Origin of the sequence: Microbacterium sp. (assembly GCF_031179285.1) — a bacterium.
GTDB lineage: Bacteria > Actinomycetota > Actinomycetes > Actinomycetales > Microbacteriaceae > Microbacterium.
This window is the reverse complement of sequence record NZ_JAPSHY010000020.1, coordinates 1750-15614: the sequence shown is the minus strand read 5'-3', so window position 1 is coordinate 15614 and position 13865 is coordinate 1750. Positions and strand designations below refer to the sequence as shown.

The 13865-nt window shown below is 68.0% G+C and carries 13 protein-coding genes; 4 read left to right on the top strand and 9 right to left on the bottom strand.

The features are described from left to right. Nucleotides 1-80 precede the first annotated feature (80 nt). Genes ccsB through RIN18_RS12615 form a run of 5 tightly spaced genes read right to left on the bottom strand, consistent with a single transcriptional unit; the run spans nt 81 to nt 4989 of the window. The gene (gene ccsB / locus RIN18_RS12635; protein ID WP_309104332.1) at nt 81-1061 is read right to left on the bottom strand and encodes a c-type cytochrome biogenesis protein CcsB; all 981 of its coding nucleotides are present in this window, start codon (nt 1059-1061) and stop codon (nt 81-83) included. 4 nt (nt 1062-1065) lie between these two features. Then, nucleotides 1066-2859, bottom strand: a complete 1794-nt coding sequence (locus RIN18_RS12630; protein WP_375163530.1) for a cytochrome c biogenesis protein ResB — start codon at nt 2857-2859, stop codon at nt 1066-1068. Then, nucleotides 2840-3643: a cytochrome c biogenesis protein CcdA gene (locus RIN18_RS12625; RefSeq protein WP_309104331.1), complete on the bottom strand. Its 804-nt coding sequence runs from the start codon at nt 3641-3643 to the stop codon at nt 2840-2842. The genes RIN18_RS12630 and RIN18_RS12625 overlap by 20 nt, the downstream gene beginning before the upstream one ends. Nucleotides 3644-3659: 16 nt before the next feature. After that, nucleotides 3660-4310 carry a TlpA disulfide reductase family protein gene (locus tag RIN18_RS12620; RefSeq protein WP_309104330.1) on the bottom strand — a complete coding sequence of 217 codons (651 nt, stop codon included), beginning with the start codon at nt 4308-4310 and terminating at the stop codon, nt 3660-3662. Between the two features lie 49 nt (nt 4311-4359). Beyond that, the gene (locus RIN18_RS12615) at nt 4360-4989 is read right to left on the bottom strand and encodes a histidine phosphatase family protein (protein ID WP_309104329.1); all 630 of its coding nucleotides are present in this window, start codon (nt 4987-4989) and stop codon (nt 4360-4362) included. A 221-nt stretch (nt 4990-5210) separates the two neighbouring features. Between RIN18_RS12615 and aspS the strand changes: the two genes are divergently transcribed. After that, on the top strand, nt 5211-6992 hold the full coding sequence (gene aspS / locus RIN18_RS12610) for an aspartate--tRNA ligase (protein ID WP_309104328.1): 1782 nt from the start codon (nt 5211-5213) through the stop codon (nt 6990-6992). Between the two features lie 12 nt (nt 6993-7004). Here the strand turns inward: aspS and RIN18_RS12605 are convergent, their stop codons facing one another. Beyond that, the gene (locus RIN18_RS12605; RefSeq protein ID WP_309104327.1) at nt 7005-7571 is read right to left on the bottom strand and encodes an SRPBCC domain-containing protein; all 567 of its coding nucleotides are present in this window, start codon (nt 7569-7571) and stop codon (nt 7005-7007) included. Continuing rightward, on the bottom strand, nt 7564-7881 hold the full coding sequence (locus RIN18_RS12600) for a metalloregulator ArsR/SmtB family transcription factor (RefSeq protein ID WP_309104326.1): 318 nt from the start codon (nt 7879-7881) through the stop codon (nt 7564-7566). Before RIN18_RS12600 ends, RIN18_RS12605 begins: the two co-directional genes overlap by 8 nt. Nucleotides 7882-7936: 55 nt before the next feature. Between RIN18_RS12600 and RIN18_RS12595 the strand changes: the two genes are divergently transcribed. Beyond that, complete coding sequence (locus RIN18_RS12595) at nt 7937-8374, top strand: VOC family protein (RefSeq protein WP_309104325.1); 438 nt, start codon at nt 7937-7939, stop codon at nt 8372-8374. Between the two features lie 23 nt (nt 8375-8397). On the opposite strand, the gene RIN18_RS12590 is transcribed toward RIN18_RS12595, so the two are convergent. Then, nucleotides 8398-9222 carry a TSUP family transporter gene (locus RIN18_RS12590; RefSeq protein ID WP_309104324.1) on the bottom strand — a complete coding sequence of 275 codons (825 nt, stop codon included), beginning with the start codon at nt 9220-9222 and terminating at the stop codon, nt 8398-8400. Between the two features lie 90 nt (nt 9223-9312). After that, nucleotides 9313-10047 (bottom strand): GntR family transcriptional regulator, encoded by a 735-nt coding sequence (locus RIN18_RS12585; RefSeq protein WP_309104323.1) that lies wholly within the window; start codon nt 10045-10047, stop codon nt 9313-9315. 223 nt (nt 10048-10270) lie between these two features. Here RIN18_RS12585 and RIN18_RS12580 point away from each other — a divergent pair, with 223 nt between their 5' ends. Both RIN18_RS12580 and RIN18_RS12575 read left to right on the top strand, forming a co-directional pair. Further along, nucleotides 10271-12421 (top strand): DUF4073 domain-containing protein, encoded by a 2151-nt coding sequence (locus tag RIN18_RS12580; protein ID WP_309104322.1) that lies wholly within the window; start codon nt 10271-10273, stop codon nt 12419-12421. A gap of 230 nt (nt 12422-12651) precedes the next feature. Further along, nucleotides 12652-13794, top strand: coding sequence for an extracellular solute-binding protein (locus RIN18_RS12575; protein ID WP_309104321.1), 1143 nt, complete (start codon nt 12652-12654; stop codon nt 13792-13794). The last annotated feature ends 71 nt before the right edge of the window (nt 13795-13865 follow it).

Sequence of the window (13865 nt, the reverse complement as noted above, 5' to 3'; positions counted from 1 at the left end):
AACGCGCCTCTCGACTGCCGGGGAGGCGCGTTTTCCATCTATCAACGCGGGCACCCTCAGGGCGCGGACGGGAGCGCGGCTCAGCTCAGGCCGGAGTACGCGTGCAGACCCTTGAAGAAGACGTTCACGATGGTGAAGTTGAAGATCACCGCGGAGAACCCGACGATCGCGAGCCACGCGGAGGGGTTGCCCCGCCAGCCGCGGGTGGCCCGCGCGTGGATGTACCCGGCGTAGATCACCCAGATCACGAAGGTCCAGGTCTCCTTGACGTCGAAGCCCCAGTAGCGCCCCCAGGCGTCCTGCGCCCAGATGGCGCCCGCGATGAGGGTGAACGTCCAGAGGATGAAGCCGATGATCGTGAACCGGTACGCGAGGCTCTCGAGGCGGTCGGACTGCGGAAGGGTGCGCAGGAAGCCGGCACCGGTCCGCTCCGCGGCCTCGACGACGAGCCGCTCGCGCCGTGACTGCATCAGCTGCAGCACCGACAACGCGAACGCCAGAGCGAAGAAGGCCGTGGCGAGCGAGGCCACGAACACGTGGATGATCAGCCACACGCTCTTCAGCGGGTCCATCAGCGGCACGACGGCGACGAAGAAGTTGGTGGCGGACGCACCCATCAGCACGACGACGAGACCGGTGATGAACGTCCCGAGGAAGCGCAGATCGATGCGCGACAGCACGGCGAGGAAGACCGCCACGATGAGGAGTGTGCCGATCATCGCGAACTCATAGAGGTTCGCCCAGGGAACGCGCCCGGCTGCGATACCGCGGGTGACGGTCGCGGCCAGATGGAAGAGGAAGCCGAGGACGGTGAGCGAGGTGCCGATCCGCGCCATCACGAACCGTTGCGGTGCACCGGATGCCGGAACGCCGGATGCCGCGCGGCGAGCGGGCGTCGCACCACCGGCGGCGACGACGAGTTCGGCCTCACGCACGCTCTTCGCGTCGGCGGTGACCTGGGAGCGCCGGGCGAGATCGAACGCGTAGGCCACGAAGGCGGCAGCATAGATCGCGATCGCCGTCCACAGCAGGATCGGCGAGAGCACATCGAGGTCGGGCATGGTGTCAGTCTACTTTCGCGTGTTCGGATGCCGGCGGGGCCTGCTCGCCGGACGACGTCTGTTCCTCGCGAGCGACGGAGCCGCCGGCCGCGTCCATCAGTCGCGCATGGCCTGCGACGAGGGCGTCGACCGCGGCGGCGAGGGTCGGGTCCTCTCCGCGGGCGAGCCCGGCGTACTCGAGGAAGACGCTGTCATTCGCGCCGGTGGCCTTGACCCATACGCGGCGCCTCGGCACGAAGAGCGCGAGCATGAGGCCTCCGAGCGCGAGCAGCGCGAAGACCAGCACCCACACCGCGGACGCATCGTGATGGATCTGCAGCGATGCGAATCGCTTCACGGACTGCGTCGCATCCGTCGCGCCCTCCGGCGACTCATCCTCGAAGGTCACGGTGCCGAGGCCATTCGGCAGATCACCGGTCTCGCCCGGGCTGAGTTCGATCGACTCGACGTCAGTCGTGCGGCCGGCGAGCTTGGTCATGCCCGTCGTGTCGAGCACGTAGACCGACTTCGGCGCTCCGTCGTTGATGCCGAGGTCGCCCGCGTACACGTCGAGCGTGAGCAGGGGGTTGACGAGATCGCCGAAGCCGGAGGCGATCGCACCGTCCTTGCCCGATGCCGCCGTCGGATAGAAGAAGCCGATCAGCCCCAGCTGCTCCGGCATGCCGTCGGTGACCTTGATGACCCCGAGCGATGTCATGTTGTTGTCCTGCGGCAGGAACGGCACGCTGTTGTGGTAGACGACGTCGCCGTCGGCGTTTCGCACGGTGATCGTCGGCGCGTACCCGTTTCCGAGCAGGTAGATCTTGTCGCCGGCGATGTCGAGCGGATGGTTCACCCTGACCGATCCCTCAGACGTGTCACCCTCGCGGTCGGTCACCGCAACGTTCGCTGAGAAGTCGCCGGCCTGCCCTGAGCCCGGCTCTCCGAACGGCTGGTAGGTGACGTCGAACGAGTCCAGCCGCATCGCGTAGGGGGTGAGCGCATCGTCGGCGACGAAGCGGCCGCGGTTCATCGAGTCGTAGTCGACGAGGGTGTTGGCGAAGGTCTCTCCCTCGACGAGCACGCGCTGGCCGGTGTAGGCGAAGCCTCCGCCCACGCCGACGGTGATGAGCACGCCGACGAGGGCGATGTGAAAGAGCAGATTGCCGGTCTCGCGCCAATATCCGCGCTCCGCCGACACCGAGAAGGTGCGCCCCTTGTCGTAGCGCTCGACCCGGTAGCCGAGAGACTTGAGCTGCTTCGTCGCGATGTCGATCGAGGCCGACGCCTCGGCATCCGCTGACGAACCGGCGCTCGCCGGCAGATCGCGCTGCGCCGAGCGGAAGTCCTCGAGACGCTGCAGGCGGGCGGGGGTGCGCGGCGGCCGGGCGCGCAGGGCCTTGGCGTGGTGGCGGATGCGCGGGATCACGCAGCCGACGAGCGAGGTGAACAGCAGCAGGTAGATCGCCGAGAACCACGGCGACAGGTACACGTCGAACAGCTTCAGCGCGTCGAGCACCGGGAAGAGGTCGGGGTTGTTCCGCTCCCACTCGGTGACCCCGTTCGGGTCGGCCATGCGCTGCGGGAAGATCGAGCCGGGGATCGCCGCGATCGCCAGCACGAGCAGGAGGACCAGGGCCGTGCGCATCGAGGTGAGCTGACGCCAGCCCCAGCGCAGCCATCCGACGAGCCCCAGCTTCGGCTGCGCGATCGACCCGTCGCCGTCGATGTGGTCGGACGGGCGGAGGGGGTCGCTCACGTCGCTGTTCACGGCATCCTTGCTCGTCGTGATCTCGGTCTCAGAGCGGGAGGAGGACACTGCCCATCACCGCCGTCAGCCGAGACATGATGTCGGTCCACAGGCCCGACACCATCAGGATGCCGAGGACGATCAGCAGCACGCCGCCGATGATGTTCACGACCCGGATGTGGCGACGGAGGAACCCGATCGTCCTCGTCGCCCAGCCGAAACCGAGGGCGACGAGCAGGAAGGGGATCCCGAGACCCAGTGAGTATGCGAGACCGAGGAAGCTCGCACGCACCGGGTCGCCGGCGTTGAACGAGAGCGCGATGATGGCCGAGAGAGTCGGGCCCATGCACGGCGCCCACCCGATGCCGAGGGCGATGCCGAGGAGCGGTGCGCCGACCACGCCGTACTTCGAATCCACGTGGAAGCGGAGCTCTCGCTGCGCGAAGCCGAAGAGTCCGAGGAACACGAGCCCCATCAGGATGATGACCACACCCAGGACCCGGGTGATCAGATCGCCCCACTGCAGCAGGAACACGCCCACGGTGCCGCTGAGCGCCGTGATGGCGACGAAGACGAGGCTGAAGCCGAGGATGAACAGCAGCACGCCCAGCACCAGTCGGCCGCGCGTCGTGTGGGCGGCTTCCACGGTCGCCACGTGGCCTCGCTCGCCCTGCACGGCCGCAGAACCGGCCAGCGCCGGCGCCTTGGGAGCGACCGCACCGCCGAGGAAGCCGAGGTAGCCCGGGACGAGCGGCAGCACGCACGGCGAGAGGAACGAGACCAGACCCGCCAGCATGGCGACGGGAATCGCGAGCCAGAGGGCGCCGGATCCGATGATCGCTTCGGGGTTCACAGCGATGTCCGGCAGGTCACGACGACTCCGCGAGGGCGTCCCCCACCAGCGTGGAGAGGATCGAGGTCCCATCGATCGGACCGATGATCCGGGCGGCGACGCGGCCCTGCTTGTCCAGCACGAGCGTGGTCGGGGTGGCCTGGATCGGGACGGCCTGGGCGAACGCGAACTTGGCTTCGGCCGTGTCGACATCGATGAGGCTCGGATAGGTGATGCCGTACTCGTCGGAGAACGCCTTGGCCGTGTCGGCCTGGTCGCGGGTGTTGATGCCGACGAAGGAGACTCCCTCGCTCTGGTACTCCTGCCAGACCGACTCGAGGTCTTTCGCTTCGACCCGGCATGGTGCGCATCCGGCGTACCAGAAGTTCACCACCGTGACCTGATCTGCAAGCTCAGCACTGTCGAACGGCTCGCCCGTCTCGGTGACGCCGCCGAAGTCGACGGGCTCGCCACGATCAGCCTCGGGGATCTCGACGATGGCGCCGTCGGCGGCGACGTAGCCGGTGTTCTCTCCGTTCAGGAACGATTCGCTCACCGGATCCGGCGCACACGCGCTCAGGCCGACGGCGAGCACCGCGGCGAGCGCGGCTCCGACCGCACCACCGGAACGGCGATTACGGGAGCGGCGGCCGCTGCGGATCGGATGAACCGTCGAGGCGAGTGGCACGATTCCCAGTTTACGCGCGGGATCCTATGGGCCAGCCGGACAGTCGACGTCAGACGGCCCCGACGTCGACGGCGCCCTCTGTCGCGGCAGGCTCCGCATAGGCGACCTCGCGCCACACGTCGCCGCTGCGCTCGAACGATGTCACGCTCGACAGCGCGCACCGGCGCGTGCGCGGGTCGTGCTGCAGCGGCAGACCGGCAACGCGAAGATGGCTGATCCAGATCGGCGCCTGGTGCGAGACCATGACGACATCACCGTCGCCTGCGGCATCCCATGCCTCATCCATGATGCCGAGCATCCGCTGCGCGACCGATGTGTACGGCTCGCCCCAGCTCGGCAGCGAGGGCTGTCGCAGGTGCCACCACTTCAGGGGGTTCAGCAGCGATCGACGCATCCGCGTGCCCTCGAAGACGTTCGTCGGCTCTATCACTCTGATGTCGATCTCGGGAACCAGATCGAACGTCGCGGCGAACGGCTCCGCCGACTCCTGGGCACGCTCCAACGGAGAGCAGTACAGGGCCGACAACGGACGGCCCAGCGATGCGACGTGATCCGCCGCCGCCTGCGCCATCCGCCGACCGGCCTTGCTCAGGTGATAGCCCGGAAGGCGGCCGTAGAGCACGCGATGGGGATTGTGCACCTCTCCGTGACGGACGAGGTGAAGTCTCTGCGCCGGCATCCTTCGCTCAGGCCCTGCGATGCAGCGCATCCCCGATGACGGGGTGGCCGGTTTCGAAGCCGGGGAGGATGCCGCCCGCCTCCGCGGGGACGAGAGCGAGATTCATGGGTGCGCCTTCCGTTCCCGGCGATCATACTGAGGGATCGGCCGGCGCCGGGGACGCGGTGCCACCGCACGTAGAATGGGCGGGTTCCCCCTTTCCAGATCAGAAGGAATCCTCCGTGCTCCGCACTCACCCGGCAGGCTCTCTCGATGCCTCGCACATCGGTCAGACCGTCACCCTCACCGGGTGGGTCGATCGCCGTCGTGACCATGGCGGAGTCGCGTTCATCGACCTGCGGGATGCCTCGGGCATCGCCCAGGTCGTGATCCGCGACGAGGAGGTCGCGCATCCGCTGCGCAACGAGTTCGTGCTGAAAGTGACCGGAGAGGTCGCCCGCCGACCCGACGGCAACGAGAACCCCAACCTGCCCACCGGCGCCGTCGAGCTCATCGCCGCGACCGTCGAGGTGCTCAACGAGTCCGCGCCTCTCCCGTTCCAGGTCTCGACGGCGCTGGCCGAGACCGAGACGATCGGTGAGGAGGCGCGCCTCAAGTACCGCTACCTCGACCTCCGCCGTCCCGTGGCGGCATCCGCTCTGCGCCTGCGCTCCGACGTGTACAAGGCGGTGCGCGATGTTCTGCACGCCGAGGACTTCACCGAGGTCGAGACGCCGACGCTGACCCGATCGACGCCGGAGGGCGCGCGCGACTTCGTCGTTCCGGCCCGCCTTCACCCGGGCAGCTGGTACGCGCTCCCCCAGTCGCCGCAGCTGTTCAAGCAGCTGCTGATGGTGGGAGGTGTGGAGAAGTACTTCCAGATCGCGCGCTGCTACCGCGACGAGGATTTCCGCGCCGACCGGCAGCCGGAGTTCACGCAGCTCGACATCGAGATGAGCTTCGTCGACCAGGAAGACGTCATCACGCTGATGGAGCGCCTGGTCGTCGCGATGTGGGCCACGATCGGCGTCGAGGTCGCGACGCCGCTCCCCCGGATCAGCTACGCCGACGCGATGGCGAAGTACGGCTCCGACAAGCCCGACCTGCGATTCGGACTCGAGCTGGTCGAGGCGACCGACTACTTCTCGGAGACGCCGTTCCGGGTGTTCCAGGCCGAGTACGTCGGCGCGGTGCGGATGCCGGGCGGTGCGAGCCAGCCCCGTAAGCAGCTCGACGCCTGGCAGGACTGGGCCAAGCAGCGCGGTGCCCGCGGCCTCGCCTATGTCCTGTTCAACGAGGACGGCTCGCTCGGCGGTCCCGTCGCGAAGAACCTGACGGAGGCCGAACAGGCCGGCCTTGCGCACTTCGTGGGCGCCGAGCCCGGCGACTGCGTGTTCTTCGCCGCCGGTTCGACGAAGGAGAGCCGGGCCCTCCTCGGTGCAGCTCGCGTCGAGATCGGTCGCCGCCTCGGCTACCTGAACCCGGACGAGTTCGCGTTCACCTGGGTCGTCGACGCGCCGATGTTCGAACCGGCCGCAGACGCGGTCGCCTCGGGCGACGTCGCCGTCGGCGCCGGAGCCTGGACGGCGGTGCACCACGCGTTCACCGGTCCGAAGCCGGAGTTCCAGGACACGTTCGACACCGACCCGGGCTCAGCTCTCGCCTATGCCTATGACATCGTGTGCAACGGCTCGGAGCTCGGCGGCGGCTCGATCCGCATCCATCGTGAGGACGTGCAGAAGCGCGTGTTCGCGGTGATGGGCATCAGCGACGAGCAGGCGGACGAGCAGTTCGGATTCCTGCTCGACGCGTTCAAGTTCGGCGCTCCCCCGCACGGCGGCATCGCGCTCGGCATGGACCGGGTCATGCAGCACCTCACCAAGACGGAGTCGATCCGTGAGGTCATCGCGTTCCCGAAGTCCGGCAACGGCTTCGACCCGCTCACGGCCGCCCCCGCCCCCATCACGCCCGAGCAGCGCGCCGAGGCGGGCGTCGACGTCGAGCCGGAGGACGGCGAGGCCTGATCTCTTCTGGCATCATCGCTGTGGGTGCACGTCGTCGGCGTCCGAACCGAGAACGTCCCGGTATCGCTCGATGAGGTCCCCGCATCCGTAGGCCCAGGCGCGACCGCCGACGACCCGCTCATGGTCGAAGCCATCGTCTTCCACGGCCAGGCGCGCGAGGCACAGATGCCAGCCGGCAGCGTACTGGCTCGCACGCGGATGGTCGCCGAGAGACTGTCGCAGTTCGAGAGTCGTCCCGTCATCACCGCTCGTGATCGTCCAGCTGAGGATCTCGGCGTCCCATCGATGCACGAGTTTGCGCGGCCGATCGGCGATGAGGACCTCTGCGTCGAGTGGCTCGTCCTCCGGTTTCTCGCGACAGGTCGCAGGCCCTGGGCTGTCGAGAGGGCGATCGGGGACGACCGGCGACCAGCGTGCGAGGAGCTCGGGCTCAGTGATCATCTGCCACAGCCGCGCGGGCGTGTGAGGGAATCGTCGGCGCATCACCAGCGTCCAGTCCGATTCATCGTGCTCGAGGCGGATCTCGAGAGGGAAACGGATCTGCGCAGCGACGGACTCGTCGCGCGAGGCTTCAGTCATCTTCCCGTTCCTCCACCGCATCGAGTGCCTCCGCGAGTCTGTCGAAGCTGTCGGCCCACCGGCTCACGTAGGGTCGGACCCAGGCGATCACCTCCGGCATCGGCCGGTCGGTCAATCGGTACACGCGACGCTTCCCCACGGCAGCGGCTTCGACCACACCGGCCTGACGCAGGACGCGCAGATGTTTCGAGGCCAGGGATTGCGATATGCCGAGCGCATCGACGAGCGCTCCGACATCATGCTCTCGCCGGTGAAGCCGCTCGATGATCGCGCGCCGGGTGGGATCGGCGATCACCGCGAAGTCGTCCATGAATCAAGTATGACTCATGTTTCATATGAACGGTCAGTCATGCTAACTTGCTGGCATGAAACCAGTCACAACCGTTCTCTCGCTCCCCGTCACAGACCTCGATCGCTCGGCACGCTTCTATCGAGACGGCCTCGGTCTCGCGCCCGCCGACCCCGACGGCGGTGTCGTCGCCGTCGAGCTGCCCAACCTGTCGTTGTTCTTGATCGAGCGGGACGAATTCGAGACCTACCTCGATCGAGCCGGAGTACCCGGCCGACCTCGCTTCGAGAACGGCGCATGCATCCTCTCGGCGGCGATCGCCACGAGGGACGAGATCGAAAGGGTCGTCTCGCGTGCGATATCGGCGGGCGGCACCGCAGAAGGTCCCGCTGAACACGACGGATCCTTCACTGCGTATGTCCGCGATCCGGATGGGCACGTCTGGGAGCTCGTCCACAACGAACACACCGCCGAGGCGGGCGTCGACGTCGATCCGGGGGACGACGAGGCCTGACTCATCGCGGCGCGACGCGATGATCAGAGCGTTGCCAGCGCCGGGAGGACGTTCTCATTCCACACATCCACACCGAGCTTGCCGATCAGTGCGATCACCACCACCAGGAAGACGACGCGGATGAACGTCGACCCGCGCGAGATCGCCATGCGCGAGCCGAGGTAGCTTCCGGCGACGTTCGCCACTGCCAGGATGCCGCCGAGCAGCCACAGCACCGCGCCGTGCGGGATGAAGAGGATCAGCGCTCCCGCGTTGGTGGCGAAGTTCACGATCTTCGCCTTCGCGCTGGCCTGCAGGAAGTCGTATCCGAGGAGGGCGACGAGGGTGAGCACGAGGAAGGTGCCGGTCCCCGGGCCGATGAGGCCGTCATAGAACCCGATGACGAGACCCGCGACGCCGGCTGTGATGTGATGCTTGTGCCCGCTGAAGCGCAGTCGGGTCGCCGCGCCCATCTGTGGCCGGAACGCGGTGAAGAGCGCCACGGCGAGCAGCGCGACCACGATGATGGGCTTGAAGGCGGATGCCGGGAGCACTGTGGCGACCGCGGCGCCGCCGAACGACCCGGCGAGCGCGATCGCCGCCATCGGGAGGGCCGTGCGGATATCCGGTTTCGCACGTCGGTAGTACGTGACGCTGCTCGTGGCCGTGCCGAACACGGAGGCGAGCTTGTTCGTGGCGAGCGCCTGGATCGGGGTGATGCCGGGTATCAGCAGCAGGGCGGGCAGTTGGAGCAGCCCGCCTCCGCCGACCACCGCGTCGATCCACCCGGCCGCGAAGGCCGCGGCGACGATGAGCAGCAGAGTGCCCCAGGTGAGCTGCTCGAGCCCGAGCACGGTGCCGATGTCCATCGGTTCAACAATGCCAGATCGATGAAGGGCTTCAGACGGGGCTTCCCTGGGGAGAGCGCGCGCGGGATCACTTCACGCTGACGACGGAGATCACTTCGAGTTGACGACCGAGATCTCGATGGAGTCGGCGAGATAACGATCCTCGCTGTACTCGAACGCCTGCCCGTCCAGCGAACGCGCCGCGCGTCTCACGCGGAGCAGAGCGGAACCTCGGCTCACTCCGAGCAGTTCGCCGTCAGCGCCACTGGCGGCGACAGCGCTGATGCGGTGCTCGGCGTGGGCGAGAATGACGCCATGGTCGTCCGCGAGGATCTGCGTCACGGACGGCACGTCCGCAGGAAGCGACTCGATCACGTCCGCCAGGCGCCGGAGGTACGTCGTCCGCTCCACCATCACGGGACGGTCGTCGAGTGACCTCACCCGCACGCACCGCAGCACGGGGTCTCGATAGCGGATGCCGAGCTCCGTCGCCTCAGCCCTGCTCGCCCGCCCGCGCTCGGTGGAGACCGTCCTTCCCGACGGGCGGTGTCCCGTCGCGATGGCCCACTGCGCGAACGAGCGCAGCACGCTGAAGCTGTGCGGGTGCGCGGGCTCGTGGACGATCCAGCGCACGCCGTTCCTGGTGAGCATCGCGTGCCGCTCTTCCAGCAACTCCAGCGCATGACGGATCGTGCCCCGCGCGACGCCGTACTCCGCCGCGAGCGCCGTCGCGGACGGCAGCGCCGTTCCGGAGGGGAACTCGTTCCGGCGGATGCGATCGACGAGATCGCTCGTGATGCTCTCGAACCGGGGTCCCCGGCGAGGCGCGTCGATGATTGCGGTCATGTTCGTCCTGTCCGTCGTGAAGTCTCCGCGTCACGCGTGGCGGGGAGGTGAACAGAGGCCGAAGATGCGGCGAACTCGGCGGCTGACATTCGGCACGGATCGGCAGGGTGCTTCACGCGCTGTTTCCCCCGGGGTCGCCAGCGGACGGTTCACCCGGCGGACGCGATTCACACCGCACCCCTACCGTCTGTCGTGCACCCCTGTCGGAGCGAAAGGAACTCCCATGCCCAACCCGCCCACCGCTCGCAGACCGCGACTGCGACGCCCGCTCGCCGCAATCGGCGCGGCGTTCCTCGCCGTCGCCCTGGCCTTCACCGCCACTCCGGTCGCCGCGGCCGTACCGGAGGGATCGGCCCTGACGCTCAGCGCGACGACCCTGCGCACTGACGAGACGCTCTCCATCGACTGGTCGACCGACGAGCCGCACGCGAAGAACTGGATCGGGATCTATCGCGCGAGCGACGGCACCCCTGACGGCGACCCCGGCTCTCGCATCTGGGACTACGCGCCGGCCGCGGAAGGCAGCATCGACTTCTCGATGTCCACCCTCGAGCCCGGCGCCTATGTGGTCTGGTTCCTCGCTCAGGACGGCTATGAAGCGCTCGGCACTCCGGTGCCGTTCACGCTGACCGCAGCCCCGACCTCTCCGCCGGTCGAGTCCCCGGTCGAGCCCGTCGAGACGGACCCGAGCACCGACGGCGTCATCTACCGCGAAGGCTTCGAGGCAGACTCCGGGTGGGATGTCGAGTTCATCGACTCGATGGCCGGCGTCGGCACAGACGAGTGGCGCGGCTGGACCTTCCGCACCCGCACCGACTGGACAGCCGAGCTCGACCTCATGCGTGGCCGCTTCGGGCGGGCGCAGGATGTCATCGCGGTGGCCGACGCCGCACAGTTCGGCGCGGAGGGCTTCTCGTCGATCCTCACCAGCGAACCCGTGCCGGTCGCTGACGAGGGACCGCTCGTGCTCACCTTCGACAGCCACTTCCGCGGCGCTCAGGATCAGAGTGGCACGGTGCGGGTCAGCTTCGACGGCGGGGCGCCGATCGAACTGCTGCGTCTGGACGAGTCGACTGTGACCATCGGCTTCGACGGGATGCAGCTGAACAGCGAGCAGGAGGTCGTCGTCCAGCCGACCGCCGGCGCACAGACCGCGGTCTTCTCGTGGGAGTTCTCCGCGGCTGCCGATTCGCACTACTGGGCGATCGACTCCGTGACCGTTCAGCGCACCCTTCAGCCGATTCAGCAGGAGGCGACCAGCGCCTGGGTCGTGTCCGACATCCAGGGACACCCGCAGGACCTCGCACACGGCCTGCGGGACTTCAACGGTCTCTCCCCCGACGCTGATGGCCTGCTCATGGTGGGTGACATCGTCTCGTCCGGCACACAGGCCGAGTGGGACGAGATCTACGCGGTCATGGACGAGACGTCCGACATCCGTCCGCGCCAGACGGTCGCCGCCATCGGGAATCACGAACGCTACGCGGCAGGCGGGTTCGAAGCGAACCGCGACCGCTTCCTGGCGTTCGCGCAACGCGATCGGGTATGGGGCGAGTACGTCCTCGAGGGCGCGTCCGGAGATCTGCCGGTGATCACCGTCGGCCAGGAAGCCGCAGGGCCGTCCGACGTCGCGATGTCCGCGGAGCAACTCGCCTTCCTGGAGGAGCGGCTGGCGCACTGGACCGAGCTCGACACGCAGGTCATCGTCATCACGCACTTCCCGCTCGGCGACACCGTCTCGGCCAGCTGGATCCCGGGCTATCACCGGCACCACCAGCACAACGACCTGTTGACGGCACTGTTCGGCAGCTACCCGAACGTGATCCTCCTCACCGGACACACGCACTACCCGGCAGAGCTCGGCGACTGGTCGGTGCAGCGCCGCACGGACGGCGGTCATCCGGACGGCTTCCATGCGGTGAACACACTCGCGATCCAGACCGAGTGGGATGCCGTCGGTGAGGACACTGCGGGGATCCGCGAGGTCACAACCAGAGACATCAACCGCGGCCTGACCGTCGATTCGTTCGGGGATCGAGTGGTGATCACCGCCCACGACTTCGCCGCGGATACGCAGCTTCGTCAGGTGACGATCCCCAACCCTCTCGTGCCCTTCGCGGCGGTCGAACCGGAGCCGACAGACCCGACCGATCCGACCGATCCGACCGATCCGACCGATCCGACCGACCCGGCTGATCCCACCGATCCCGCCGATCCGTCGGACGGCGCGGGGGCAGGCGCACCCGGGTCTTCCGACGACGACCTCGCAGCGACCGGTGGGGAGCTCGCCGCCGGCGTGCTGATTCTCGGCGTGGTTCTGCTCGGCGCGGGCTCTTTCCTGCTCATCCGGCGCATCCGGGTGAGCCGAGTCTGATACGTCGACATCGGGCCGGGGAGGGATCGACACGATCCCTCCCCGGCCTTCGCCGTGAGGCGCCGGCGAGCGCGAGCCATCGCGTCGAGCGAGATGGCACCTCGAGCCACGGGCGGGACACGAGGTGGACATCTCTCGTTCACCGACAGCGCCGAGGCGGGTAACTTCCGCCCCGTAACGTCCGACGTACCCGCCCGGCTCACAGCGCCGGAAACCGAGAGGAACACCTGATGGGACCCTTCCCCCGCCGTATGCGCGGCGTCGCCGGCATCGCCCTGGCAGCCGCCGCCGCCCTCGCTCTGACCTCGTGCGCAGCTCAGAGCGGTGAAGCCAGCGACGGCGACACCGACACCGTCGACGCCGCGACCGCCACCTCCGTCGAGGACTTCGGTGGCTTCGAAGAACTCGAAGCCGCGGCGAGAGAGGAGGGGCAGCTCAACGTCATCGCTCTGCCCCGCGACTGGGCCAACTACGGAGAGATCCTCGACCTCTTCGCCGAGCGCTATCCCGAGATCACCATCAACGAGGCGTCGCCCGACGTGTCGAGCGCCGAGGAGATCCAGGCGGCGAAGACCAACGAGGGCCTCGACACCGCACCCGACGTCTTCGACCTCGGGCTCGCCGTGGCGTTGCAGAACACCGACGTCTTCGCGCCGTACAAGGTGCAGACGTGGGACGACATCCCCGACGCGCTCAAGGAGCCGACCGGACTCTTCGTCGGAGACTACGGCGGGTACATGTCCATCGGCTACGACTCGTCGAAGTACGAAGCGCCGGCCGAGCTCGCAGACCTCCTCTCCGCCGACTACAAGGGCGCCGTGGCGATCAACGGCGACCCGACGCAGGCGGGAGCCGCCTTCGCGGCCGTCGGCCTCACGACCATCCAGTCCGACGGCACGCTCGACGATTTCCAGCCCGGGATCGACTTCTTCTCCGAGATGCAGAAGGCCGGCAACCTGCTCAAGGTCGATGTCACCACAGCGACCGTCGCGAGCGGTGAGACCCCGGTCGTCTTCGACTGGGATTACCTCAACGCCTCACACCGGGCGGACAACCCCAATTGGGAGGTCGTCGTCTTCGACGGCGTCGGCTATGCCGGCTACTACAACCAGGCCGTGAACAAGGATGCCCCGCACCCGGCTGCTGCACGCCTCTGGCAGGAGTTCCTCTACAGCGACGAGGTGCAGAACCTCTGGCTCGATGGCGGCGCCCGTCCTGCACGCATGGAGGCGATGATCGAAGCCGGAACGATCGACCAGGCCGCGGCGGATGCTCTCCCGGAGGTTCCGGAGGAAACGGTCGTCCCCACCGAGGAGCAGAGCTCGAACGCCGGCACGCTGCTCGGTGAGAAGTGGGCAGCGGCGGTCCAGTGACCGCGACTCTCCAGGGTGCGGATGCTCCGGCATCCGCACCCCCCACCCCCGCCCGCCGGGCGGCGCACCCG

Coding starts and splice junctions, on each gene's coding strand:
- RIN18_RS12600 (WP_309104326.1), bottom strand. CDS start 7,881: ATGGACGACTTCGCGGTGATCGCCGATCCCACCCGGCGCGCGATCATC.
- RIN18_RS12615 (WP_309104329.1), bottom strand. CDS start 4,989: ATGCCGGCGCAGAGACTTCACCTCGTCCGTCACGGAGAGGTGCACAAT.
- ccsB (WP_309104332.1), bottom strand. CDS start 1,061: ATGCCCGACCTCGATGTGCTCTCGCCGATCCTGCTGTGGACGGCGATC.
- RIN18_RS12590 (WP_309104324.1), bottom strand. CDS start 9,222: ATGGACATCGGCACCGTGCTCGGGCTCGAGCAGCTCACCTGGGGCACT.
- RIN18_RS12585 (WP_309104323.1), bottom strand. CDS start 10,047: ATGACCGCAATCATCGACGCGCCTCGCCGGGGACCCCGGTTCGAGAGC.
- RIN18_RS12595 (WP_309104325.1), top strand. CDS start 7,937: ATGAAACCAGTCACAACCGTTCTCTCGCTCCCCGTCACAGACCTCGAT.
- RIN18_RS12580 (WP_309104322.1), top strand. CDS start 10,271: ATGCCCAACCCGCCCACCGCTCGCAGACCGCGACTGCGACGCCCGCTC.
- RIN18_RS12575 (WP_309104321.1), top strand. CDS start 12,652: ATGGGACCCTTCCCCCGCCGTATGCGCGGCGTCGCCGGCATCGCCCTG.
- RIN18_RS12605 (WP_309104327.1), bottom strand. CDS start 7,571: ATGACTGAAGCCTCGCGCGACGAGTCCGTCGCTGCGCAGATCCGTTTC.